This window comes from Aminobacter niigataensis (assembly GCF_946995915.1).
Taxonomy (GTDB): Bacteria; Pseudomonadota; Alphaproteobacteria; order Rhizobiales; family Rhizobiaceae; genus Aminobacter; species Aminobacter niigataensis.
This window is the reverse complement of the sequence record NZ_OX341518.1, coordinates 255,252-280,814: the sequence shown is the minus strand read 5'-3', so window position 1 is coordinate 280,814 and position 25,563 is coordinate 255,252. Positions and strand designations below refer to the sequence as shown.

The window sequence follows — 25,563 nt, the reverse complement described above, 5'->3', positions numbered from 1 at the left end:
AGCCCCTCCCGCAATGGGAGGGGCAGTCGGGGTGGGTAGGGTGAATGATCAGGCGGCTTCGCGCAGGTCGGTGCTGTCCGCTCTCACGCGCTCGGACTTGGGGTCGTAGGGCGCCTTGAGATGGGCGGTCGCGGTGTGGCGTTCACCGGCAAGGTCGATCTCGAAGCGGCCGTTTTCGATGAAGTCCTTGTCGACGCCCTCGGCATTGTCGAGCAGGCCGAGCGCCACCGAGCGTCCGAGCGTGTGGCCGTAAGACGCCGAGCGCACTTCGCCGACCGGCTTGCCGTTGCGCAGGATCAGCTCGCCACCCCACAGCATGGGGGCGGAATCGTCGAGCGTGAACTGCACGATGCGGCGGGTGAGCTTGCCCTTGGCCTTCGTTTCGATCAGCGCTTCGCGGCCGATGAAGCCGCCCGGCTTGTCCATCGACACGGCGAAGGCAAGGCCAGCCTCGAACGGGTTGATGTCGGGGGTCAGCTCGCGGCTCCAGGCGCGGAAGCCCTTCTCGATGCGCAGCGCCTCCAGCGCGTAGTAGCCGCAGTCGGACAGGCCGTGTTCGTGTCCTGCCTCATGCAGCGCCTCATAGACGCCGACGGCGAATTCGGTCGGCACGATCAGCTCCCAGCCAAGCTCGCCGACATAGGTCATGCGGTTGGCGTAGGCGGTGGCATAGCCGATGTCGATCTCGCGGATACTGGCAAACGGGAAGCCGGCATTGGAGAGATCCGCCGAGGTTAGCTTGGCAAGGATGTCGCGCGAGCGAGGGCCCATCAGCGCCAGCACCGCATAGGATGAGGTGACGTCGGTCAGAGTGACATGTGCGTCCTCGGGGATATTTTTCGAAATCCAGTCGGCGTCGTGCACGGCCTGGGCCGAACCGGTGACGATGAGGAACTTATCGCGGCCAAGCCGCATCACTGTCAGATCGCTCTCATAGCCGCCGCGCTCGTTGAGCAGGCCGGTATAGATGGAGCGGCCGATCTCGACGTCGACGTCGGCGGCGCAGATGCGGTTGAGCACGGAGGCTGCGTCGCGGCCCTGCACCATGATCTTGGCGAAGGAGGTCTGGTCGAAGATGCCGGCGGCCTCGCGGGTGGCCTTCATCTCCCGCTGCACGGCACCATGCCAGTTCTGTCGGCCGAAGGAATATTCGGTCTCCGGCTTCTCGCCCGGCGCGGCGAACCAGTTGGCGCGCTCCCAGCCCATCTTGGAGCCGAAGCAGGCGCCCCTGGCGGCCAGCCGGTCGTAGAGCGCCGAGCGGCGGAACGGCCGCGCCGTGTCGAGTTCGCGGTTCGGCCACGGCATGGCGTAGTGCAGGCCGAGCGTTTCCTTGACGCGGTCGTGCAGCCAGCGCGGATTGTTGTTGAAGCCGGCGAAACGCCTGATGTCGACCGGCCACAGGTCCATGGTCGCGGCACCGTTGACGATCCACTCGGCCAGCGCCCGACCAGCGCCGCCGGCACTGGCGATGCCCATCGAGTTGAAGCCGGCGCCGACGAAGAAGTTCTTCAGCTCCGGCGCTTCGCCGAGGATGAAATTGTTGTCGGCGGTGAAGCTTTCGGGGCCGTTGTAGAATTTCTTGACCTCTGAAGTCTCCAACTGCGGCACGCGCACCAATGCGTTCTGCATCAAGATCTCGAACTGGTCCCAGTCGTCGGGCAAAAGTGCGAACTCGAAATCGTCGGGGATGCCGTTCATGCCCCACGGCTTGGCCTCGGGCTCGAAGCCGCCCATGACGAGGCCGCCGACTTCTTCCTTGAAATAGATATAGCCGTCTGGATCGCGCAGCACCGGCAAGTCCGGATGCACGCCCTCGATCTTGCCGGTGACGATGTACATGTGCTCGGCCGAATGCAACGGCACCGTCACCCCGCACATCGCGCCGACCTTGCGCGCCCACTGACCTGCGCAGTTGACCACGATCTCGGCTGCGATGTCGCCCTTGTCGGTCGAAACACCCGTTGCCCGACCGTCCTTGACGGTGATGCCGGTGACGCGGACGCGCTCGATGACGCGCGCCCCGCGATTGCGTGCGCCCTTGGCCAGCGACTGGGTCAGGTCGGTCGGGTTGGCCTTGCCGTCGCCGGGCAGCCAGACTGCGCCGACGAGATCGTCGATGGCCATGACCGGCCACTTCTCCTGCGCCTCCTTGGCCGAAATCACCTCGATGTCGACGCCCTGTGCCCGGGCGGACGCCGCGGTGCGCTTCAGCACCGTCATGCGGTCGGCGCTGCGGGCCACCGACAGCGAGCCGCAGTTCTTCCAGCCGGTGGCAAGGCCCGTCTCGGCCTCAAGCTCGCTGTAGAGCTGGGTCGAATATTTGATTAGGCTCGTCATGTTGGCGTGGCTGCGCAATTGCCCGACCAGACCGGCTGCATGCCAGGTGGTGCCGCCGCTGAGCTGACCCTGCTCGAGCAGCACGACGTCGGTCCAGCCGAGCTTTGTCAGGTGATAGGCGACCGAGCAACCGATGATGCCGCCGCCGACAATGACGACGCGTGCCTGCGTCGGGAATTCCTGCGCCATGATGAAAAGACCTCCCAAGGTGATGGTCGCTACCTTAGCGTGGTCGCAACAAAATGCAACATTAAATGCAACAAATAATCACATATGCCTGGAACCCGACGAGGCAGGGACCGCGCGGTGCAGAGTCCAGCAATTTTTTCCCGACCCTGTCGGAACGAGTCTCCGCCGAACGTCTTCAAGGCGTACAGTCGGCAGGTGCGATGAGGAGATCAGACATGAGAAAGATCGTGGTGGGTGCATTCATGAGCCTCGACGGCATCATGCAGGCACCCGGCGGACCCGACGAGGATCCGATCGGCGGCTTCAAACTCGGCGGCTGGGCGGCGCCCTATTTCGACGACACGATGACCGAGGCGGTGGGCGAGATGTTCGCCAGGCCGTTCGACCTGCTGCTTGGGCGCAAGACGTACGACATCTTTGCCGCGCATTGGCCCTATGTCGATGCGGACGATCCCATCGGCCCGCTGTTCGACCGCATCAACAAATATGTGGCCACCCGCAATCCTGACCTGAAGCTCGGTTGGCAAAACAGCCATTCACTCGGCCCGGACGCAGTCGCCGCCGTGCGCAAGCTGAAGGCCGGGGACGGTCCCGACCTGTTGACCCAGGGCTCGACGGATTTCCTCAAGACCCTGTTCGCCGGCGACCTCGTCGACGAGCTCAACATCTCGATCTTCCCGCTGGTGCTGGGCAAGGGCAAGCGCCTGTTCGGCGATGCCGCCCTGCCGGCGGCGCTGAAGTTGGTGTCGTCGAAGGTTTCCGGCACCGGCGTGACGGTCAACAAGTACATCCGTGACGGCGACATCGTCACCGGCTCGTTCGAGTTCGAGACCCCGACCGAGGCTGAACTGGAACGGCGGCGGAAGCTGACCTGATCGTCGGGCCGGGCAAACGCGGAGCGGCAGCCTCGCCGCTCCCCCAGGTCGGCTATTCGCCGACGATCACCTTCGGTCCCTTGCGCTCCAGTGCCTCCACCATCGCTGCGGGGGGAGGGGCGTCGACGATGATGCCGGCGGCAAGCTCGAAGCGCTGGATGCGCAGCGGCGTCAGCCGGCCGAACTTCGAGCTGTCGAGCACGAAATAGGCGCGAGCGGCGGTGGCCGCCATGCGCGCGCGCTGCTCGGCGCCGTTGCGGGTGAAGTCGGTTACCTCGCCGTCGGGCGACAGCGCGCCGGCGCCGAGGAAGGCAACGTCGATGCGGAAGCGGCTTATGGCGTCGAGCGCGTCGATGCCGACGGCAGCCTCTTCCGACGGGTCGATCTCGCCGCCCAGCATGTGGACGCGCACATGCGGCTGGCGGCACATATGCAGGGCGATCGTCAGGCTGGTGGTGCAGATGGTCAGGTTCTGCTTGCCGGTAAGCGCATGCGCCACGGCGAGCGTGGTGGTGCCGGAATCGAGGAACACCACCATGCCGTCCTCGACGAGTGCTGCGGCGGCCCGGCCGATGCTGGCCTTGCCGCCGGCATTTTCCTGGCTGCGCAGGGTGAGCGCCGGCTCGGTGGCCTCGAACAAAGTCGCCCCGCCATGGACGAGGTCGAGCTGGCCGCGCTCGGCCAAAAACTTCATGTCGCGGCGGATCGTCTCCCGCGACACGTCGAAGAAGGCGGCAAGCTCGGTGATGCCGACCGAACCGTCGGCGGCAAGCCGCCTCAGGATCTCGTCATGTCGGCGCGGCGCGAGCGCCTTGTGGTTCTGCGAGTCGGACATGGGGTCAATGTGGCGGCAATGCCGCCACATTGGCAAGAAGATGTTGCAATATGTGGCATGCGGCGCATGCCGCCACATCAGATCCGGACGCGTTCGCCCGTGGGGTCGTAGGCGCAGCGCTCCACCACGGTGGCGCGGCTGCGGTGGCCGAAGGCCTCGACCTCGATCTCTTGGAGGCCCATGTCGTCTCCTTTGAGATAGCCGAAGACCAGCGAAGCGCCGATCGTGTGGCCGAAGTCGCCGCTGGTCGTCATGCCGACGACGCGGCCGTTCACCGACATCGCCTCGCCGCCATAAACGGGCAGGGGATCATCCAGGCGGAAGCAGGCGAGCTTGCGGGTCAGTCCATGTTCCTTCTGGGCGGCGAGCGCGTCGCGGCCCTGGAAGTCGCCCTTCTTCATCGCAACGGCAAAGCCAAGGCCTGCTTCCAGCGGCGTATCGTCGGGCGTGATGTCGGCGCCCCAGTAGAGATAGCGCTTTTCCATGCGCAGGCTCGAGATCGCCTTGTAGCCGACATCGGCAATGCCGAATGGAGCACCCGCCTCGCGCAGCACCTCATAGACATAGGCCATGTATTCCGTGGGCACATGCAGCTCCCAGCCGAGCTCGCCGACATAGGTGACGCGGGCAGCAAAGACCGGCGCCCAGCCGACGCGGATTTCGCGGCAGGTCATGTAGGGGAAGGCCTCATTGGAGACGTCGTGCTCGCTGGCCTTGGCCAGCACCTCGCGCGAAAGCGGCCCGCACAGATTGATGACGCCATAGGCACTGGTCACGTCATGCACCGAGACCGAGCCGTCGCGCGGCATGTGGCGGCGGATCCAGCCGCCGTCGCGGGTGCCGAAGGCGGATCCGGTGACAACATGGAAGCGGTCTGCGCCGCGCCGCATGATGGTGAGATCGGCCTCGATGCCGCCGCGCCTGTTGAGCAGCTGGGTGTAGATGACGGCATTGTCGCCGCGGTCGACATTGGCCGCGGCCAGCCACTGCAGATAGGCGAGCGCGCCGGGGCCGGAAACCTCGAACTTCGAGAAGGACGACTGGTCGACCAGTGCCACGCCTTCGCGGACGATCCTGTGCTCGCGGCCGATGACTTCGGCATAGGGCGCGCGTTCGAAGGTTTCGAGCGGCGGCTTGGCCTCGCCCGGCTTGAGGAAATAGTTGGGGCGTTCCCAGCCAAACTTGACGCCGTTGACGGCACCTTGCGCGGTCAGCGTCTGGTAGAGTGGCGAGCGCCGCAGCGGCCGGCAGGCCGAACGTTCTTCTTCCGGCCAGGCGATGGCGTAATATTTCGAATAGGCCTCGAGCGCGCTGTCCCTGAGATAGGCGAGGCCGCTATGCGGATGGCCGAAGCGGCGCAGGTCGAAGGCCCAGAGGTCCATGCCCGGGTCGCCCTCGACGATCCAGTTGGCCATGGCGCGGCCGGCGCCGCCGGATGCAGCGATGCCCGAGGTGAAGCCGCAGGCGACGAAGAAGTTCTCGAAGTCGCCGGCAAGACCCATGACAGGCTCGCCGTCGGCCGAGATCGGGATCGGGCCGTTGACCACGGCGCGCACGCCGAGTTCGCCAAGGATTGGAATGCGGTTGGCCGCCCCTTCGATCACCTCCGAGATGCGCTCGAGATCGTCGGGAAACAGCTCCTGGCCAAAACTCATCGGCAGCTTGCCGAGCCCGTAGGCGGCGCGGGTCTCCTTCTCCCAGCCGCCGATCGCCATCGCGCCCGGCTCCGGCTTGACGTAGAAATTGGCGTCGGGGTCGCGCAGGGTAGGCAGGTCGTCCGGCACCGAGGGCGACTTCTCGGTGACGAAATATTCGTGCTCGACGACCGTGATCGGCAGGTCGATGCCGGCGAGTTCGCCGAGCTGGCGGGCCCAGAGACCTGCGGCATTGACGACGATCTCGCAGCTGACATCTCCGTCAGCGGTCTTCACTGCGGTGATACGGCGATCCTTGATCGTGAAGCCGGTGACGGTGACACCCTCGACGATGCGTACGCCGCCCGCGCGTGCGCCCTTGGCGTAGGCATGGGTCAGCGAATAGGGGTCGACATGGCCGTCCGAGGCGATCCAGGTCGCGCCGCGCAGGTCTTTGGTGTCGACCAGCGGGAAAAGCCGCTTCACCTCGTCAGGCCCGACCAGCTCCATGTCGAAGCCGTAGCTCTTGGCGGCGGTATGGGCGCGCTTGAGTTCCTCCCAGCGGGCATCGGAAGCGGCGAGGCGCAGGCTGCCGACATTCTTCCAGCCGACGTCCTGGCCGGTCTCGGCACCGATCTTCGCACACAGGTCGGCGCTGTACTGCATCAGGCGCGTCAGGTTCACCTTGCTGCGCAGCTGGCCCATCAGGCCAGCGGCATGCCAGGTCGAGCCCGCCGTCAGCTGGTTCTTTTCGAGGAGCAGCACGTCCTTTTCGCCGGCCTTGGCGAGGTGGTAGGCGATGGAGGTGCCGATGGCGCCACCGCCGACGATGACGATGCGGGCGTGCGAGGGAAGCTTGGACATGTTGGCCTTTCGGAACTGGCCTCGCAGGCGGCGAGGAATTTTGGTTTCGGTGCGGCCGGCGCGTGCCGGTTTGTTCAGAGATCGAGGGTGAGGCTAGCTGACCTGGCGCGCGAGCAGCAGACGGTGAGGAAGTCGCGGCGTTCGTCGTCGGTCAAAGTCTGGTCGCGGTGGTCGGGTTCGCCGTCGAGATAAGGAACCATGCAGGAGCCGCAGATACCCTGCCGGCAGCTGGTCGCGATGTCGTGGCCGTCGGCCTTGAGCGCGGCGAGCAATGTCGTGCCAACGGATACCTGGATGGTCTTGCCGGTCGAGGCGATGGTCACCGAAAACGGCTTGTCGCCTTCCGCCTGCCTGGCCTCGGGTGTGAAGCTTTCGACATGGACTTGCTCGCGCGGCCAGCTTTCCGTGGCGCGGTTGAAGGCTTTCAGGAAACCGGCGGGACCGCAGGCATAGGCATGCACACCTGCAGCCGCAGTGCCGACGAGCGCCGCCATGTCAGGCCTGCGAGCCGGGTCGTTGCCGTCGAGATGGAGTGCCGCACGCCCTGCCGCGACCTCGGCCTGGATGATATCGCGAAACGCCACTTCCTTCAGCGAGCGGGCGCAGACATGGACGAAATAGCTCGCCTTGCTTCGCTTGAGATGGTGGATCATGGCGATGACAGGCGTGATGCCGATGCCGCCTGACATGAGGACGTGGTGTTGCCCATTCTCGGCAAGCGGGAACCCGTTGCGTGGCGGATCGGCGCGCACCACCACGCTGCGCGAAAACGTCTCGGCGACTTCGAGCGAACCGCCTTCGCCATTCTCCTCGCGCTGAACCGCCACCCAGTATTCGGCCTTGTTGGCCGGGTCGCCGCACAGCGAGTAGCAGCGCGCCCGGCCGCTCGGCAGGCGGAAGTTGAGATGCGCGCCCGCACTCCAGGCGGGCAATCGCTCGCCATGGGGCGAAACCAGCCGATAGGCCGAGACGCGCGGTGTCAGCACCGCGATCTCGGCGACCTGCAACAGGATTTCCGGCCTGGAGAGCATTTTTCACGTGTCCCTGGGGCTAGGCGCTGGCGACCCCCTCCCCCTTGTGGGGAGGGGTAAGGGGTGGGGGTACTGCCAGAGGCGGAGCCCGCCGGGATGGGAACCTGACATGGCATCGCCAAGGCACCCCCACCCTCAATCCCTCCCCACAAGGGGGAGGGAGGTTGGCCGGCCGGATCAAGCCGTCATCTGGTCGGCGTACCAGCGCACATACCGATCGACATTGGCTTCCTTGGTCGGCGAATAGGGGCCGGGCTCGAAGCCGGGCGAGGTGATGCCGATCCACTGGCGACGGCAGATCTCCCAGTCCTCCGACATCACCTGATCGTGGAAGGCGGCGATCTTCTCGGGGTCGTAGTCGCGGCCCTCGACAGCGTTTTCATCGACCAGCCAGTACCCGCGAACGATGGTCCTGGTCGGTGACACCGGCGTGATCCGCACCGTGTGGGCATAGTCGGAATTGGCGTGGCACCAGAAGTTGATGTTGGTGTTGGCGCGCGCCGTGCCCATGTCGGGATCGATGAAGCCGGCCATCAGCACGTCGCAGACCAGCTGCCCGTCCGCACTCTCGGTGACCATGCCCTTGCGCACCGGGGTGCGGTTGGCGCGGAACCATTCGGACGTGTTGTTAGACGAGGTGTTGACGCGGGCCGTGTCGAGACCGGCTTTTTCCCAGCGGATGCGGCAGTCGCCCAGCCGCTCCGAAATCTCGTCCTTGAGGTCGGGATTGTCGTTTTCGGTGTCGTACTGCACCGAGACATAGCCATGGTGGTTGGCTTCGCAGTGATAGCACTCGCGGTTGTTCTCGACGACGATCTTCCAGTTCACGTCGATCTCGTAATCGCGGATCAGCGCGATCTTTGCCTTGGCCATGCCCTGCGATTTCAGGATCGGCGACAGGTGGTCGCGCAGCTCTTGGAAAGGCGAGGGGGTTTCCGACAGGTTGACGAAGATCAGCCCGTCGAACTCTTCGGCATGCGCCCGCTTCAGGCCGTGTGCGGCCTTGTCGAAATCTTCGCCCATCATCGGTGCGCCGATCAGGGTGCCGTCATGGGCGTAGGACCAGGAGTGATAGGGGCAAACCAGTCGTGTCGCCTTGCCCTTCTCCTTGGTGCAGATGATCGAGCCGCGGTGGCGGCAGACATTATGGTGGGCATGCACCTTGCTGTCGCGGTCGCGCACCACGACGACGGGCGCGCCGCCGACATCGAGCGTCATGTAGTCGCCCGCCTTGGGCAGCTCGATCGAGTGGCCGGCGAAGAACCAGCTGTTGCGGAAGATGCGGGCCTGCTCTTCGGCGAAAATCTCGGGATTGGTATAGAAATCGCGTGGCAGGCCGTAGCCGGGTCGATAGCCCTGGAGCCAGTGGACGTTCATAGCAGTGCCTCCCAGATGCTGAACTGGGCAGATTGGAAACGTTCTTGCCTGCCCAAGCAAACGCGATTACCTTGGGGGAAGCACAAGAAAATCTAATGGTACCATGGCCTCTGCCCGACCACCCCTGAACTGGCTCCGGGCCTTCGAGGCCGCCGCACGGCTCGGCAGCTTCGCCGGAGCCGGCGCGGAGCTGAACGTCACGCCCTCGGCTATCTCCCAGCACATCAGGGCGCTCGAGCTCAGGCTCGGCAAAGAGCTGTTCGACCGCCACGCCAATGGCGTCAGGTTGACCGACCGCGGCCGCCGTTATGCCGAAGAGCTCGGACGTGCCTTCGGCCTGATCGATGAGGCGACCGCTAGGATCGCCGGACGCGGCACGCGCGAAATGCTGGTCGTGCATGTGCCGACGTCGTTTGCCAGCCAGTGGATCGCGCCACGGCTCGACCTGTTTCGTGCCTCCCATCCGACCATCGATCTCAGGCTGACCGCGCTCGACCATGGCGAAGGCAAGGTAGATGCCGCGATCGAGTTCGGCTGGGGCAACTGGCCGAAGCGCGAGGCGACGCTGCTTTTGCGCGACGAGACCTTTCCGGTCTGTACGCCGAAATATGCCGAGTCGCTGAATTCACCCGAGGACCTGAGGGCTCGAGACCTGCTGCATGTGCCCGGCTATGACGAGGATTGGGACACCTGGCTCGCCCATGTCGGCGTTACCGGCATCGACACATCGGCCGGTTCGTTCTTCGACCAGTCGATCATGGGCATTCGTGCCGCGATCGAAGGCAAGGGCGTGCTGCTCGGCAGGACGGCGCTCATCGAACGCGAACTGGCGAGCGGCCTCCTGGTGGCGCCGTTCGAGCAGCGACTGCGCGGGGCGGGATCCTACTGGTTCCTTGCCACGCCGCAGAAAGCCAGGACACCGAAGGTGACGGCTTTCCGTGACTGGCTGTTGAGCATGACCGCGCCCGTGGCGGCCGTCGGGGCGTGATCTCGGACTGCCTGGGGTGACGCTTGCCGCAAATTGCAATGTTGCATTTTGTGTTATTTTGCGCCAATTTGTGACTCAACGGTTTTGGCCTGGGAAAAGTCGAGCTCCTGCCTTGCCGCATGCGCCGGGAGGGCCACATGAACGCGCCAAGCAAGCACACGGACTTCGATGTTGGAGCTCGCTGGCCGGGTGTGGATTTCCAGCGTCCGGTGCCGCGATCCCAAGTGGCACAAGCATCTGCCGAGTTCTCCATCCTGCTCTTGCAGGGCTTTTCCCAGCTCTGCCTGTCGTCACTGGTCGAGCCATTGCGGCTTGCCAATGCGCTGGCCGGCACCGAGCTGTTTCGCTGGAAGCTCGTCAGCCTCGACGGACGCTCGGTGGCGAGCGCCAGCGGCATTGCCGTCGAGGTATCAGGCAGTTTCGCCGAGGCGGCCAAGGCGCTGCCGTTCGAGCCGCAGGCGGCATTGGCGATCTGCGCCGGGGAGGGTGTGGAGCGACACGGCGCGCAGGAGCTGCGCGCCTGCCTGCGCCGTATCGGCCGCGCCCAACTCCCAATCTATGCGTTGGGCACCGCGACCTGGCTGCTGGCCGATGCGGGTCTGCTCGGCGATGCGCGCTGCACCATCCACTGGGGCAAGATGGCAGCACTTTCCGAAACCTTCTACGATCTCGCCATCGACGACGCGCTGTTCGTGCGCGACGGCCAGATCGTCACCTGCGCCGGCGAACTCGCCGCCTTCGATCTCGCCATCGACATCGTGCAGGAACGCTGCGGCACGGAATTGGCGCGCAGCATCTGCCAGCATGTCACCGCCGATCGCTGGCGCGACGGCGCCGCCCGCCAGTCGGTACCGCCGGGCCTTCGTTATGGCAGCACCGGCAAGAAACTGTTGCGCATCGTCCAGATGATGGAAAAGCACATCGAGGAGCCGCTGTCGCTGGAGGAGATCTCGGCCCAGGTGTCGCTGTCGCGGCGCCAGATCGAACGGCTGTTCGAACGCCATCTCGCGACGACGCCATGGCAGCATTATCTCGGCCTGCGGCTCGCCAAGGCGCGGCAACTGATCGAACTCACCAACATGCCCATCATGAACGTCGCCGTTGCCTGCGGCTTCGTCTCGTCTTCGCATTTCTCGAAAAGCTTTCGCGACCACTTCAAGGTCCTGCCGAGCAAGTTGCGCTCGCCCGCGGCGTGACGATCAGGCGTCGACGCTAACGGCGCTTCGACATCAGGCTGGACAGCCTGTCGTTCGCAGGCGATCGCTGCTGCTCAGGCCGCCATAGGGCGTCACTACCCGGCGTGGAAGACTCGGCGCTGCGCTCCAGGGCCACGGCATAGCCCTGGACTTGCGTCCACCTCATCGCGTGAAGCTCTGGGCGTTGCCGGCGTCGACATTGATGATGTTGCCGGTCGACTTGGCCGACATGTCGGAGGCGAGGAAGTAGACGGCCTCGGCGATGTCTTCCGGGAAGACCGAGCGCTTCAGCATCGAGCGCTTTCGGTAGTGTTCCTCAAGTTCGTCCGGCTGCATCGCATAGGCCGCCGCGCGCTGTTCACGCCATTCGCCGGTCCAGATCTTGGAGCCGCGCAGTACGGCATCCGGATTGACCGTGTTGACCCGGATCTGGTGCTCCGCCCCTTCGAGCGCCAGGCAGCGGGCAAGATGGATCTCGGCCGCCTTGGCGGTGCAGTAGGCCGCCGCATTGGGCGAGGCGGCAAGCCCATTCTTCGAGGCGATGAAGACGATGTTGCCGCCGAGCTGCTGCTGCTTGAAGGTCCGGAAGGCCTCGCGCGACACCAGGAAGTAGCCCTTGGCGAGGATATCCATGTTCCGGTTCCACATGGAAAGTTCAGTGTCCTCGATCGGCGCCGACGACGAGATGCCGGCGTTCGAGACCAGGATGTCGACGCCGCCGAACTCGACGGCGCTTGCGGTATAGGCTGCAGCCACGCCAACCTCGTCGGTGACGTCGAGCTGCACCGGCCGCACCACATCCTTGCCGAAAGTTTTGCCCAACTCGTCATGGGCAGTCGCCAGTGCCTGCTCGTCTATGTCGGCGATCACCACGCAGGCGCCCTCGCGCAGAAGCCGGACCGCGGTTGCCTTGCCGATGCCGCCGGCGCCGCCCGTGACCAAGGCGATCTGCCCTGCCAGCGACTTCGGCTTGGGCATGCGCTGCAGTTTGGCTTCCTCGAGCAGCCAGTACTCGATGTCGAAAGCCTCCTGCTCGAGCAGGCCGATATAGGTCGACACCGCCGAGGCACCGCGCATGACATTGATGGCGTTGACGTAGAACTCAGCCGAAATCCTGGCGGTCGCCTTGTCGGCGGCGAAGGTGAACATGCCGACGCCGGGCACCAGGTAGACCACGGCATTGGGGTCGCGCACGGCGGGCGAATCCGCATGCTTGCAACGATCGTAATAGGCCTGGTAGCCGGCGCGGTAATCGTCCAGCGCCTGGGGCAGGGCTGCGACCACGGCATCCACGTCCGGCTTTGACGGATCGAAGGCGACCACCAGCGGCCTGATCTTGGTGCGCAGGAAATGGTCGGGGCAGGAAGTGCCGAGTGCCGCAAGGTCGCTCAGGTCGTGCGAGTTGACGAACTCCAGCACGGCGTCGCTATCGTCGAAATGACCGAGCTTGCGCACGCCTTGTTGCGAGATCATTCCGCGGATGCGGGGCATCAAGCGCGCAGCGATTGCACGGCGTTCGACCGCCGGCAACGACTTCACGGCCGTGCCGCCGAAAGCCGGCTTGCCCTTCGTCTCGCCTTCGAACCAGCCGATGGCCTTGTTGATGGTGTCGATGGTGATCGAGTAGCATTCTTTTGGCGTATCGCCCCAGGTGAACAGGCCATGGCTTTCGAGCACGACGCCCTTGGCTGAGGGATTTTCCAGGCAGAATTTTTCCAGCCAGAGGCCGAGCTCGAAGCCCGGCCGCTTCCACGGCAGCCAGCCGATCTCGTCGCCAAAGATCCTGGCGGTCAGTGCCTTGGAATCCTTGGCCGCGGCGATCGCGATGATCGCGTCGGGATGCATGTGGTCGACGTAAGCCCTTGGAACATAGGCATGAAGCGGGGTGTCGATGGAGGCCGCGCGCGGGTTGAGGTTGAAGGTGCAGTGCGGCAGGTAGCCGACCATCTCGTCTTCATGCGCGAGGCCGCGATAGAGCCCCTTCAGAGCCCTGAGCTTGTCCATATAAAGGGTGGCGAAGCCGTCGAGCTTGATCGAGGCGCTGTCGCCGCCCGATCCCTTGACCCATAGCACCTCGACCTCGGCGCCGGTCAGCGGATCCTGCTGGATGATCTTGGACGAGGTGTTGCCGCCGCCATAGTTGGTGACACGCTTGTCCGAACCCAGGATGTTGGAGCGATAGACCAGCCGCTCCGGCTCGCTCATGGCGGCGGCCTTCGCGTCGTCCCACAGATTTGCAAGCCGCGTGGAGTTGGTGTCGGGCATGTCGGATTCCTCCCGGCGCGAGATCGGGCGCCGCTCTCGTTTGGCCGTAAAATCAGGCCAAGCCATGCGGTTTGTCAATCGCAAAAAGATTGAACTTTGTCATTGTGCGGCGCGGTATGATCTAGTTGCAGCGCGATATGAGCAATTTTCGTCACAAACCGCTTGCGCAAGAATCTGATTTGCGTAAGTTAGCTCATGGCACTGCCTTTTCGCGACGCCATGGGAGGTGTTTTCGTGAACGACATGGTCCGCCAACGGCAGATCGTCGAGCTCTTGCGCGACAGACCCTTTGCTTCGGTGCGCGAGTTGCAGGAGCATCTCGGTGTTTCCGCGGCCACCGTGCGGCGCGACATCGACAAGATCGATGAGGCAGGCGGTGCCCGCAAGGTCTATGGCGGTGTCTCCGCGCTTGATGGCGCAGCGCAGGGCACGGCCTTCGCGCGGCCCTATGACGAGAACCGCGATCTGGCCGTCGAGCCCAAGCGGCTGATCGCCGAGCTTGCCGCGACCATGGTTGCCGATGGAGACGCGGTAATCGTCAATGGCGGTTCGACCTGCTTCCATCTCGGCGTCATGCTGGCCGACCGCAATGTCCGCCTGTTCACCAACTCCATGCCGCTGGCCGGTTATCTCGGCGAGCACGGCAAATGCAGCCTGACACTTGCCGGCGGCGAACTGCATCGCGAGCCACGTGTGATCTACTCGCCGTCGCAGCCGATCAATTTCTACGCCTCCAAGTTCTTCCTCGGGGCGCAAGGGATCAGTGCCGACGGTCTGCATGAATCGCATCCGCTGATGGTGCGCTCGATCCAGGAACTCAGCCGCAATGCCGACCAGATCGTCGTGCTGGCCGATAGCCGAAAATTTTCGATCCATGCCCGCAATGCGGCCTTGCCGCTGTCGCGTGTCGGCATGCTGATCACCGACGACGGCCTGTCCGACCAGCATGCCAAGATGCTGGAGAGTGCAGGCATAACGCTTCGCATCGCTTCCAACGGGGGCGGGGCATGAGCGGCGCGCTCGCAGTCTTCGATCTCGGCAAGACGAACTCCAAGCTGTTCGTGTTCTCGCCCGATGGCGCATTGCTCGACGAACGCCGCACCAAGCCGATCTGGCAGGGTTTTCACGGGCGGAGCGTGCTCGACGACGAACGGCTGTTCGCCTGGATGAACCATGAATTGGCCGAGGTCGCAGCGACGCACGACGTGACGCGGCTGACGATATCGGCCCATGGCTGCGCCTTTGCGCTGGTGCGCGGCAACGAGCTCCTGCATCCGATCCTCGACTACGAGCAGGAAATTCCCGATGCGGTTGCCGATGCGATCGACCCGATCCTGCCCGACTTCGCCGAGACCTATACGCCATGGCTGCCTCTAGGCTTTTCCATTGCCCGCCACATCTATTGGCTTGAGGTTGAAGAGCCCGAGGCTTTCGCCGTGACCGAGGCGATCCTTTGCTATCCACAATACTGGGTGTGGCGCTTCAGCGGCCGCAAACTGGCCGAATGGTCCTATCTCGGCGCACACAGCCAGCTCTGGGCGCCGCTCGAGCGGGACTACAGCTCGCTGGTCGAGCGGCTTGGCTGGCGCGACAGGTTTCCGGCGATCGCTCCGGCTGGCGCGGTGGTCGGTGAAGCCAAGGTAACCTTGGCCGATGGCAGCACCCGCGCCATTGCTGTCCACAACGGCGTGCACGACTCCAATGCGGCGCTGGCCTACTACCGCATGACGGGGCTGAGCGACTTTACGCTCGTCTCGACCGGCACCTGGGTCATCATCATCAATCTCGACTGTCCGCTGGGCGCGCTCGACCAGGATCGCGACATGATCGCCAACGTCACCGTCGATGGCGAGCCGGCGCCGTCGCTGCGCTTCATGGGCGGGCGTGAATACGATCTCATTAGCGAAGGCTGGAACAAGCCGATCTCGCAAGGTGCAGTCGAGCGCGTGATGGAGCGCGGCGTCTTCGCCATGCCGTCCTGGGCAGCCGGCGGACCTTTCCCGGAGACGAAAGGGCAAATCGTCGGCGGCGAGGTCAGCGGCGAGGAGCGTGCGGCGGTTGCCGTCCTCTATGTCGCCATGATGACCGACCTGTCGCTCGACCTGATCAAGTCGGAAAATCTCCTCGTCGTCGATGGCGGCCTGGCGAAGGTCGATCTGTTCACTGCGATGCTGGCGCAGTTGCGCCCGACCCAGACCGTCGTGCGCTCGACGATGAGCGAAGGCTCGGCGACGGGCGCTGCGGCACTCGCCTTCAAGGCGCTAGGCCTCAAGCCGTTCAAGGACGAGACCGTTCCCGTAACCGCAAGACATATTCCCGGGCTTGACGACTACCGCGCCCGTTGGCGCGAACTGGCCGACGGCGCGCGGGTCGATGCGAGGTCTGCGAAGTCGGAAGCGAAGGCGGCGAGCCGATGAGCACCGCCTATGTCAGCCTCTCCGGCATGTCCAAGTCCTTCGGCGGCGTGAAGGTGCTGAAGGAGGTGAACTTCGACGTCCGTCCCGGCGAGGTGCACGCGCTTCTGGGAGAGAACGGGGCCGGCAAGTCGACGCTCATCAAGATGATGTCGGGTCTCTACACACCCGATGCCGGCACGATTACGGTAGATGGCAGGGAGGTGAAGTTCTCCTCGACCCGCGATGCGGCCGCGGTCGGCATCGCCACCGTCTATCAGGAATTGCTGCTTTTCCCTGAGCTGTCGGTGGCCGAAAACGTGTTCCTCGGCAACTATCCGCGCACAGCCTTGGGCGTAATCGACTGGGCCGAAGTGCGCCGCCGCACCCGCGATCTGCTCGACCAGCTCGACACCTACGATCTCGACGTCGATGCCAAGGTGCTCAGCCTGTCGGTCGCCCAGCGCCAGCGTGTCGAGATCGCCAAGGCGCTGAGCAAGAATGCTCGCATCCTGATCATGGACGAGCCGACCGCATCGCTGGTCGAATCCGACGTGCAGCGGCTCATGATGATCGTCAGGCAGTTGCGTGAGCGCGGCGTCGGTATCGTCTATGTCAGCCATCGCATGTCCGAGATCTTTGCGCTTGCCGACCGGGTGACGGTGCTGCGCGACGGCGCCCATGTCGCCACCAGGGACATCGGCGAGGTCGACGAGAACCAACTGGTCTCGATGATGGTCGGTCGTTCGATCGAGAGCCTGTTCCCCAAGGCCGACGCAACCATCGGCGAGACCGTTCTTCGGGTGACGAACCTCAATCACGGCCGCCACGTGCGCGACATCTCCTTCGATCTGCGGCGTGGCGAGATTCTCGGTATTGCCGGCCTCGTCGGCAGCGGCCGCACCGAGCTGGCGCTGACGCTGTTCGGCATGACGCCGGCAACCTCTGGTGAGATCGCCATGGACGGCAAAGTGGTTCGTATCGGATCGCCGCGCCAGGCGCGCGATCTGGGCATTGCCTATGTGCCGGAGGATCGCGGCCAGCAGGGGCTGGTGAAATCCATGGCCATCCGCAAGAACGTGTCGATGGCGACCATCGAGCAGTTGTCGTCGGGCATCTTCATCAAGGCCGGCGAGGAAGCGCAGCGCGCGCTCGACGCGGTTAAGCGGCTCAGCATCCGCTGCCGCAACATCGGCCAGCCGGTCGGCGAGCTCTCGGGCGGCAACCAGCAGAAGGTGGTCATTGCCAAGTGGCTTGAGACCATGCCGAAGGTGCTGATCCTCGACGAACCGACGCGAGGGGTCGATGTCGGCGCCAAGGCCGAGATCCATACGATCATGGGGGAACTGGTGAAGCAGGGCGTGGCCATCATCATGATCTCCAGCGAACTGCCTGAGGTGCTCGGCATGAGTGACCGCGTCCTGGTGATCAGTGGCGGCCGCATCACCGGCGAGATCGCCCGTGCAGAAGCGACGCCGGAGCGCGTCGGCGCAGCAATGACCGCGCATCGCACCGGGGAGGCCGCATGATGACGACGACAGTCGAAGCGACCGCCCGTTCGCGCTCGGTCCCTCAGCGTCCGGGCTTCTTCAAGCGGCTTTTCGCTGAATACGGCCAGGAGATCGTGGTGCTGGCCGCCATCGTCGTCCTGTTCGCCGTCGTGACGATGGTCAATCCGCGCTTCATCAGCGCCAACAACCTCACCACCATCTTTGCGGGCAATGCTTATATTGCCGTCGCGGCCATCGGCATGGCGATGGTCATCGTCACCGGCAACATCGACGTTTCGGTCGGCGCTTTGATCGGCGTGCTGGCGACGATCTCGGGCACGCTGGCGGTCGCCGGCTACCCGATCTGGTTCGCCTGGCTGGCGCCGGTGCTGGTCGGCATGGCGATCAACGCCATCATCGGCATCCTCGTCGCCTATGCCCGCATACCGTCCATCGTGGTGACGCTCGGCGCGCTGTCCATCCTGCGCGGCGGCCTGATCAGCGTCACTGGCGGTACCTGGATCACCGACCTGCCGCCCGCCTACCTGATCGCGCAGAAGCAGGTTCTCGGCCTGCCCGTGCCGCTCGTATTCATGGTCGTGCTGACAGCGCTTGCGGCACTGTGGATGCGCTACACCGCCTTCGGCCGCTCGCTTTACGCCATAGGCGGCAATGCCGAGGCAGCCCTTGCGACCGGCATCCCGATCGCCCGCCGCATCGTCGCCGTCTTCGTCATCCACGGCGCCTTTGCCGGCCTCGCCACCATCCTGTTCGCCACCCAGCTGCAGGTCATCCAATCGACGGTTCCGCCGAACCTGGAACTCACCGTCATCACCGCGGTCGTCATCGGCGGCGTGTCGATCCTCGGCGGTTCGGGCACGGTGATCGGCTCGACGCTGGCGACCATCCTGTTCGCCACCATCGGTTCGGCGCTGATCTTCGTCAACGTCTCGGCCTATTGGCTGCGCGCCGTGATCGGGCTGCTGATCCTGGCAACCGTGCTGGCCGACATGCTGCGCCGGCGCGGCAGAAGCTGAGGGGCTGCGAGATGAACGTGAAATCCCTCATCCGCCACGAGACCTTGCTGGCACTGTTGCTGGTCGTCGTCCTGATCGTGCTGTCCTTCCAGTCGGACCGCTTCTTCACCGTCGACAACCTGCTCAACCAGGGCCGGCTGATGACCGAGATCGGGTTGATCGCCATTGCCATGACCTTCGTCATCGCCACCGGCGGCATCGACCTGTCTGTCGGCTCGATCCTCGGGCTCACCGCCATCCTGACCGGCGTGTTCTGGCAGAATGTCGGCCTGCCGCTGCCGGTAGCAGCAACTGCTGCGATTGCCGCCGGTACCTTCGCCGGCTTCGTCAACGGCGTCATCATCACGCGCTTCCGCGTGCCGCCGCTAATCGCGACGCTGGCGACGCTGGCACTCTATCGCGGTCTTGCCGAGGGCATCAGCCAGGCACGCTCGGTGCGCGGCTACCCCGAATGGTTTTACGTACTTGGCCAGCAGGACGTGCTCGGCGTGCCGACGCAGCTCTGGATCCTGTTTCTCGCAGCTGTCGTCGCCTCGATCATCCTCGCCTACACAACCTGGGGCCGCACGGTTTACGCCGTGGGTTCCAACGAGGTCGCCAGCCGCTTTTCCGGCCTGTCGGTCGAAAAGACCAAGCTTGCGCTCTACACCGCCTCGGGCTTCGCCGCTGCGGTTGCCGCCGTCATCTTCGTGTCGCGGGTTTCGACCACGCGCTCCGACATGGGCACCGGCATCGAGCTCGACGCCATCACTGCCGTGGTGCTTGGCGGCACCTCGATCTTCGGCGGGCGTGGCACGATCGTCGGCACGATCATCGGCCTGTGCCTCATCCAGGCGCTGAAGAACGGCCTGTCGCTTGCAGGCGTCAAGGGTGACGGCACGATCATGCTGATCGGCGCCGTTCTTATTCTGGCGATCCTCGCCAGCAACCTCTTCGAGAGGAGCGGCACTCGAACCTAGGGAGAGAAACGTCCTTCACTGCCGCTCTAAAGTGTCCGGACGATCAATTGGAGGATGGAATGCGTAAAATAGTGTTTTCTGCGCTTTTGGCCTTGTCCGTCTCGACAAGCCTCAGCCATGCCCAGTCCGTCTGGACGGGCGGCGACGACCTGCCCACCAACCCGCTGGCCTGTGACGCCACCCCGGCCACTGCTGCGGCCAAGCCTTACGATGGCGGCCAGCCGACCAATGCGCCCGACCGCAAGGGCAAGACGATCAAGGTCGTCGACGTGCCCAAGCTTATCGGCATCGGCTACTTCAATGCCACGTCCAAGGGCATCGCCGACGCGGCCAAGGAAATGGGCTCGATGGACGCCAAGACCGACGGTCCGTCCAAGGCCAACATCGACGACCAAGTCACGCTCATCGACAACTACATCACCTCAGGTGTCGACGGCATCCTGTTCGCCGCCAACGACCCGGTCGCTATTGCGCCGGTGCTGAAGAAGGCGCTCGCCGCCGGCATCAACGTCGTCGGCTATGATGCCAACTCGACGCCTGACGCCCGCCAGTGGTTCGTCAACCAGGCCGAGTTCAACGGCATCGCCAAGGCGATGGTCGACTCGATGGCCGCCGAAATCGGCGACGAGGGTGCGTTTGCCATCGTCACCTCGACCTTCACCACGCCGAACCAGGCACGCTGGATCGCCGAGATGGCCGCCTACCAGGCCAAGTGCCATCCCAAGATGAAGTGGCTCGAGACGGTCGAGGCGCAGGAAGACAACATCCTGTCCTTCAACCAGTCGAACACGCTCATCAACAAGTATGGCGACGAGCTCAAGGGCATCTTCGGCATGACCAGCGTGGCGACGCCGGCCGCTGCCGACGCCGTGACCCAGGCCAAGAAATGCGGCAGCGTCGCCGTTGTCGGCCTCGCTACGCCGAACGCGATGAAGCCCTATGTCGGCGCCGGCTGCGTCAAGTCGGTGGTTCTGTGGAACCCTGTCGACCTCGGCTATGCCGCGGCCTACGTTCTGCGCGCGACAGCGGACGGCACGCTGGCATCGGGCGCGACCTCGGTGAAGGCCGGCAAGCTCGGCGATCTCTCCGTCATCAACGGCTCGGAGATCCTGCTCGGCGCGCCGACGGTGTTCAACAAGGACAACATCAACAATTTCGACTTCTGAGGTCGAAACGGGAGACGCGCTCGCGCGTCTTTCCAATTCTCGGAGCTGGCCGGCGACATCACCGCCGGCCAGCTCCGCCACTGCAATGGAAGGGAAAAACGCCATGCCAGAATCGGCCGGCTGGCAAGCCGAACTCGAAGAGCTGAAAGCCGTGTCGGCCCGTATCGGTAGCGACCCGCTGCTGACGCAAGGCGCCGGCGGCAACACGTCTCTCAAGGTCGGCGGCACGCTCTGGATTAAGGCGTCCGGCACCTGGCTGGTGCATGCGCTGGAGCGCGACATCATGGTGCCGGTGGAGATGGCGCCGTTGATTGCTGCGGTCGAAGCGATCGATCCCGCGGCCGAGCAGGCGCATCAGTTCACGATTGCGGCTCTCAACAGTTCCGGCTTGCGCCCGTCGATCGAGACAACTGTACACGCGCTGATGCCGCAGCGTGTCGTGCTGCACGTCCACTGTGTCGACACCATCGCCCATGCCGTGCGCAGCGACTGTATCGAACAGGTCGGCCCGCGTCTTGCCGGGCTCAATTGGGCTTATGTGCCCTATGCGCGGCCAGGCCTGCCGCTTGCGCTCGCCATTGCTGAACATCGCGCCCAGCGGCCGGATGTGCTGATCCTCGCCAATCACGGGCTGGTCGTTGCGGCTGAAACGGTCGCCAAGGCCGAAGCCTTGCTCGACGATGTCAAGGCGAGGCTGCGGATCGTACCGCGCGCCGCATCCGGGCCTCGTCTGGACCAGCTTGTCCAACGTGCCGCCGGCACCGGCTACCGGCTTCCACAACCGGAAGCCGCCCATGCCGCCGCGACCGACCCGCAAAGCACCGGCTTGGCCGCCAAGGGCAGCCTCTATCCCGACCATGTGATCTTCCTCGGTACCGGCTCGGTCATCGCAAAGGATGGTGAGGACGCGTCTGCCGTCGTTGCTCGCCTCGGAACATCGCCGGTCTCGATCCTGTTTCCCGGCGAGGGCATCCTGATGCGCGACGACGCGACGCCGGGTGCCGACGCCATGGCCCGCTGCCTTGCCGATGTGCTGGCGCGTCTGCAGGAAGCCGCGCCGGTGCGTGTACTGACGCTTGAGGAGCACCTCCAACTGACCGATTGGGACGCCGAAAAGTACCGGCAGGACCTGGCCCGCAGGGCCGCCGCCAAGAAGACCGCTTGAGATGAACACCCCGCTTGCCATCGGCATCGACCTCGGCACGTCAGGCGCCCGCGCCGTGGCCATGACGCCTGACTTCGAGATCGTGGCGCAAGGGGCGGCAAGGCTCGCGGATTTCGGCGCCAGCCGGCGCGAGCCAAGGATCTGGTGGCAGGCGGTCGAAGCGGCATTGCGCGCAGTGCTTGCCAAGGTCGACCGCGCCTGGATCCATGCGATTGCCGTCGACGCCACCTCCGGCACGCTGCTGCCGGTCGATGTCGATGGAACGCCGCTCGCCGAGCCGCTGATGTATGACGACAAGGTCAGCGATGCCGCGCTGCTTGCCCGCATCGCTGCCGTCATCCCGGCCGAAAGCGGTGCCCACGGCGCCACCTCCGGGCTTGCCAAGGCGCTGGTCTTCCAGTCGGTGCCGGGGGTGACAAAAATCCTGCACCAGGCTGACTGGATCGCGGGCCGGCTCGCCGGTCATTTCGGCACGACCGACGAAAACAACGCGCTGAAGACCGGCTACGACCCGATCGACCGACACTGGCCGGAGTGGATCGCCGCGACCGGACTCCGAACCGAGCTTCTGCCGCGCGTCGTGGCTCCGGGCGCGCCGATTGAGACCATCGCGCCGGAGATGGCCAGCACCTTCGGACTGAGCGAGGAGGTCGAGATCATTGCCGGCACCACCGACGGCTGCGCCTCGTTCCTGGCGACCGGCGCCGACAGGCCGGGCGATGGCGTCACGGCTCTGGGCTCGACGCTGACGCTCAAGCTGCTTTGCGACCGGCCCATCTTCGCGCCCGACTTCGGCATCTACAGCCACCGCATCAACGGCATGTGGCTCGCCGGCGGCGCTTCCAACAGCGGCGGCAAGGTGCTGGCACATTTCTTCTCGACCGACGAGATCGCGCGGATGTCGAACGGCATCGACGCAGATATCTCGACTGGCCTCGACTTCTACCCGTTGCTCGAACCGGGCGAACGCTTCCCAGTGCTTGATCCGGCCTGGGCGCCACGTCTGGAGCCCCGTCCTGCAGACGATGCCGACTTCCTGAAGGCCATGCTCGAAGGCATCTCGGCCATTGAGAAGCTTGGCTACGACAGGCTCACCGAACTCGGTGCGCCGCCCTTGCATTCAATCCGTAGTCTCGGCGGCGGCGCGGCAAACCAAGCCTGGACCGCGATCCGGCAGCGCCAACTCGGCGTGCCGTTCCTGCCGGCACATTCCCAGGAGGCAGCCGCCGGCACGGCACGACTGGCGCTCATAGGCCTCGAAGCGGTGGGAGACCTGTGATGTCCGCCCAGCAGCTTTCAGGTATTCGCGAACTGGCCGACCGCTTCGAGATTTTTATGCTCGATCAGTTCGGCGTGCTGCATGACGGCACGGCCCCTTATCCCGGCGCAGTCGAAACGCTGGTGAAGCTGAAGCAAGCCGGTAAGCGGACGCTGCTGCTGTCCAATTCGGGCAAGCGCTCGGCGCCGAATGAGACGCGGCTGGAAAGGCTCGGCTTCGTACCCGGCAGTTGGGATTTTTTCCTCTCCTCGGGAGAAGTCGCTTGGCAGAGCCTGCGAAAGCAGCTCGTCGGCGAAGCGGGTCTCCGCTGCCTGCTCATCGCCCGCGATGGTGACCGTTCGGCGGTCGAGGGCCTGCCGCTGACGCTGGTCGACGCAGGCGAAGAGGCCGACATCGTGCTGCTTTCAGCCAGCGAGGGTGACCGCTACGACCTCGACGATTACCGGCGGCTGCTCCAGCCGGCAGTCGCGCGAGCCGCAAGGTGCCTCTGCACCAATCCGGACAAGGTCATGCTGACCTCGGTCGGCCCGCGCTTCGGTGCCGGGCGCATCGCCGAGCTCTACGCCGAACTTGGCGGCGCGGTGACGTGGATCGGCAAGCCGTTCCCAGAGATCTACGCCGCAGCGCTCGACATGCTCGGTGCTCCCGACCTGGCACGCGTCGTCTGCGTTGGCGACAGCATCGAGCACGACATTGCGGGCGGGCAGGGGGCGGGGCTCTGCACCGCTCTTGTCATGACCGGCGTGCTGGAGACGAGCAGCCAAGCCGCGCGGGAACAGCTGTTCGCCGAGCACCGGGCGACGCCCGATTTTCTCGTGCGGACATTTGCGTGGTGAGGCTGCGCAGGAGGAGGATGTGATGGAAACGATGATATCAGGCGACGCCGTCGAAAAGAGCAATGCCATGAACGAAAAGGCGCTGCGCGCCGATTACGCGTCACTTGGCGAGCAGCTTGATCGTCGTGGCATTGCCATCGATGCCATCCTCGCAAAAGTCGAGGCCTTTGGCGTCGCGATCCCGTCCTGGGGCGTGGGCACCGGCGGCACGCGCTTTGCTCGCTTTCCGGGGCTTGGCGAGCCGCGAGACGTGTTCGACAAGATCGAGGACTGCTCGGTCATCAACCAGTTGACGCGCGCCACGCCCACCGTTTCGCTGCACATCCCCTGGGACAAGGCCGATCCGAACAGGCTGAAGCAATCCGCTGCGCGCTTTGGCCTAGGCTTCGACGCGATGAACTCAAACACATTCTCCGACGCCCGCGACCAGAAGCAATCCTACAAGTTCGGCTCGCTCAGCCACGCCGACGCAGCCACCAGGCGACAGGCGGTCGAGCACAACATCGAATGCATCGAGATCGGCCGGGCGCTGGGGTCGAAGGCACTGACGGTGTGGATCGGCGACGGCTCCAACTTTCCCGGCCAGGTCAATTTTGCCCGTGCCTTCGAGCGCTATCTCGAGGCGATGAAGGCGATCTACGCTGCGCTGCCCGACGACTGGCGGCTGTTCACCGAGCACAAGATGTACGAGCCGGCCTTCTATTCGACGGTGGTGCAGGACTGGGGCACCAACTACCTCATCGCGAAGGAGCTGGGCGAGAAGGCCTATTGCCTTGTGGACCTCGGCCACCACGCCCCCAACGTCAACATCGAGATGATAGTGTCGCGGCTGATCCAGTTCGGCAAGCTGGGCGGCTTCCACTTCAATGACAGCAAGTATGGCGACGACGATCTCGACGCCGGCTCGATCGATCCTTACCGCCTGTTCCTGGTCTTCAACGAATTGGTCGATGCCGAGCTTTCGGGGGCGAAGGATTTTCACCCGGCCCATATGCTCGATCAGAGCCACAACGTCACCGACCCGATCGAGAGCCTGATGCTGTCGGCTGTCGAGGTGCAGCGCGCCTATGCGGCCGCACTGCTGGTCGATCGCAAGGCGCTCGAAGGCTTCCAGGAGGCAAACGACGCCTTGATGGCGACGCAGACGCTGAAGGCCGCGTACCGCACCGATGTCGAGCCCATACTCGCCATGGCTCGGCTTAACAATGGCGGCGCCATCGATCCGGTCGCGGCCTATCGTGCTAGCGGCTACCGCCAGAAGGTCGCCGCCGAGCGGCCGGCGATCTCCGGTGGTAGTGGTGGCATCGTCTGAGGGGGAGGGCCAGACATGCCAGAGCGCATCGCCTTCCGCATGGTCCTCAACCCGGGCCAGGCCGCCGAGTACAAGAGGCGGCACGACGAGATCTGGCCGGAGCTCAGCACCGCTCTTCGCGAGGCGGGGGTGTCGGACTACACGATCTGGCTCGATCCCGAGACCAATCACCTGTTCGCGACCCTGGTCCGCACCGACGACCACAGCATGGACAGGCTACCGCAAACCGAGGTCAACCGCCGCTGGTGGGACTTCATGGCCGACATCATGCAGTACACCGACCGCAACGAGCCTCTGGTCGTGCCGCTGCACAAGGTTTTTCATCTGGAGTAGAC

General features: G+C 64.7%; 20 protein-coding genes. 14 read left to right on the top strand and 6 right to left on the bottom strand.

The window, feature by feature from the left end; translation table 11 throughout:
* Window positions 1-48: 48 nt before the first annotated feature.
* The gene (locus O1Y97_RS25605) at window positions 49-2,526 is read right to left on the bottom strand and encodes a GcvT family protein (protein ID WP_268738130.1); all 2,478 of its coding nucleotides are present in this window, start codon (window positions 2,524-2,526) and stop codon (window positions 49-51) included.
* A 215-nt stretch (window positions 2,527-2,741) separates the two neighbouring features.
* On the opposite strand from O1Y97_RS25605, the gene O1Y97_RS25600 reads away from it, so the two are divergent.
* A complete protein-coding gene (locus O1Y97_RS25600; protein ID WP_268738129.1) occupies window positions 2,742-3,401 on the top strand; it encodes a dihydrofolate reductase family protein in 660 nt (219 codons plus the stop codon).
* A gap of 52 nt (window positions 3,402-3,453) precedes the next feature.
* On the opposite strand, the gene O1Y97_RS25595 is transcribed toward O1Y97_RS25600, so the two are convergent.
* The 4 genes from O1Y97_RS25595 to O1Y97_RS25580 form a co-directional block, all read right to left on the bottom strand.
* A complete protein-coding gene (locus tag O1Y97_RS25595) occupies window positions 3,454-4,236 on the bottom strand; it encodes a DeoR/GlpR family DNA-binding transcription regulator (RefSeq protein WP_268738128.1) in 783 nt (260 codons plus the stop codon).
* 77 nt (window positions 4,237-4,313) lie between these two features.
* The gene (locus tag O1Y97_RS25590; protein WP_268738127.1) at window positions 4,314-6,734 is read right to left on the bottom strand and encodes a GcvT family protein; all 2,421 of its coding nucleotides are present in this window, start codon (window positions 6,732-6,734) and stop codon (window positions 4,314-4,316) included.
* Between the two features lie 74 nt (window positions 6,735-6,808).
* Window positions 6,809-7,765, bottom strand: coding sequence for a PDR/VanB family oxidoreductase (locus tag O1Y97_RS25585; protein ID WP_268738126.1), 957 nt, complete (start codon window positions 7,763-7,765; stop codon window positions 6,809-6,811).
* A gap of 177 nt (window positions 7,766-7,942) precedes the next feature.
* Window positions 7,943-9,142, bottom strand: a complete 1,200-nt coding sequence (locus tag O1Y97_RS25580; RefSeq protein ID WP_268738125.1) for an aromatic ring-hydroxylating oxygenase subunit alpha — start codon at window positions 9,140-9,142, stop codon at window positions 7,943-7,945.
* Window positions 9,143-9,245: 103 nt separating this feature from the next.
* Between O1Y97_RS25580 and gcvA the strand changes: the two genes are divergently transcribed.
* Window positions 9,246-10,130 (top strand): transcriptional regulator GcvA, encoded by an 885-nt coding sequence (gene gcvA / locus O1Y97_RS25575; protein WP_268738124.1) that lies wholly within the window; start codon window positions 9,246-9,248, stop codon window positions 10,128-10,130.
* Between the two features lie 224 nt (window positions 10,131-10,354).
* Window positions 10,355-11,326, top strand: coding sequence for a GlxA family transcriptional regulator (locus tag O1Y97_RS25570; protein WP_318764292.1), 972 nt, complete (start codon window positions 10,355-10,357; stop codon window positions 11,324-11,326).
* 162 nt (window positions 11,327-11,488) lie between these two features.
* Here the strand turns inward: O1Y97_RS25570 and O1Y97_RS25565 are convergent, their stop codons facing one another.
* A complete protein-coding gene (locus O1Y97_RS25565) occupies window positions 11,489-13,591 on the bottom strand; it encodes a bifunctional rhamnulose-1-phosphate aldolase/short-chain dehydrogenase (protein WP_108610267.1) in 2,103 nt (700 codons plus the stop codon).
* A gap of 234 nt (window positions 13,592-13,825) precedes the next feature.
* On the opposite strand from O1Y97_RS25565, the gene O1Y97_RS25560 reads away from it, so the two are divergent.
* From O1Y97_RS25560 to rhaM, 11 genes are all read left to right on the top strand, one after another.
* Window positions 13,826-14,602: a DeoR/GlpR family DNA-binding transcription regulator gene (locus O1Y97_RS25560; RefSeq protein ID WP_108610380.1), complete on the top strand. Its 777-nt coding sequence runs from the start codon at window positions 13,826-13,828 to the stop codon at window positions 14,600-14,602.
* Window positions 14,599-16,008, top strand: coding sequence for an FGGY-family carbohydrate kinase (locus tag O1Y97_RS25555; protein WP_268738122.1), 1,410 nt, complete (start codon window positions 14,599-14,601; stop codon window positions 16,006-16,008). The genes O1Y97_RS25560 and O1Y97_RS25555 overlap by 4 nt, the downstream gene beginning before the upstream one ends.
* Window positions 16,005-17,513 carry a sugar ABC transporter ATP-binding protein gene (locus O1Y97_RS25550; protein ID WP_108610269.1) on the top strand — a complete coding sequence of 503 codons (1,509 nt, stop codon included), beginning with the start codon at window positions 16,005-16,007 and terminating at the stop codon, window positions 17,511-17,513. Before O1Y97_RS25555 ends, O1Y97_RS25550 begins: the two co-directional genes overlap by 4 nt.
* Window positions 17,510-18,511, top strand: coding sequence for an ABC transporter permease (locus O1Y97_RS25545; RefSeq protein ID WP_108610270.1), 1,002 nt, complete (start codon window positions 17,510-17,512; stop codon window positions 18,509-18,511). The genes O1Y97_RS25550 and O1Y97_RS25545 overlap by 4 nt, the downstream gene beginning before the upstream one ends.
* Before the next feature lie 11 nt (window positions 18,512-18,522).
* A complete protein-coding gene (locus tag O1Y97_RS25540) occupies window positions 18,523-19,470 on the top strand; it encodes an ABC transporter permease (RefSeq protein ID WP_268738121.1) in 948 nt (315 codons plus the stop codon).
* 59 nt (window positions 19,471-19,529) lie between these two features.
* Window positions 19,530-20,636, top strand: a complete 1,107-nt coding sequence (locus tag O1Y97_RS25535) for an autoinducer 2 ABC transporter substrate-binding protein (RefSeq protein WP_108610272.1) — start codon at window positions 19,530-19,532, stop codon at window positions 20,634-20,636.
* Between the two features lie 103 nt (window positions 20,637-20,739).
* Window positions 20,740-21,801, top strand: a complete 1,062-nt coding sequence (locus O1Y97_RS25530; RefSeq protein ID WP_268738120.1) for a class II aldolase/adducin family protein — start codon at window positions 20,740-20,742, stop codon at window positions 21,799-21,801.
* Window position 21,802: 1 nt separating this feature from the next.
* Complete coding sequence (locus O1Y97_RS25525; protein WP_108610273.1) at window positions 21,803-23,080, top strand: FGGY-family carbohydrate kinase; 1,278 nt, start codon at window positions 21,803-21,805, stop codon at window positions 23,078-23,080.
* Window positions 23,077-23,916 (top strand): TIGR01459 family HAD-type hydrolase, encoded by an 840-nt coding sequence (locus O1Y97_RS25520; protein WP_268738119.1) that lies wholly within the window; start codon window positions 23,077-23,079, stop codon window positions 23,914-23,916. Before O1Y97_RS25525 ends, O1Y97_RS25520 begins: the two co-directional genes overlap by 4 nt.
* 22 nt (window positions 23,917-23,938) lie before the next feature.
* Window positions 23,939-25,228 carry an L-rhamnose catabolism isomerase gene (gene rhaI, locus O1Y97_RS25515; protein WP_108610275.1) on the top strand — a complete coding sequence of 430 codons (1,290 nt, stop codon included), beginning with the start codon at window positions 23,939-23,941 and terminating at the stop codon, window positions 25,226-25,228.
* A 15-nt stretch (window positions 25,229-25,243) separates the two neighbouring features.
* Window positions 25,244-25,561, top strand: a complete 318-nt coding sequence (gene rhaM, locus O1Y97_RS25510; protein WP_268738118.1) for an L-rhamnose mutarotase — start codon at window positions 25,244-25,246, stop codon at window positions 25,559-25,561.
* Window positions 25,562-25,563 lie beyond the last annotated feature (2 nt).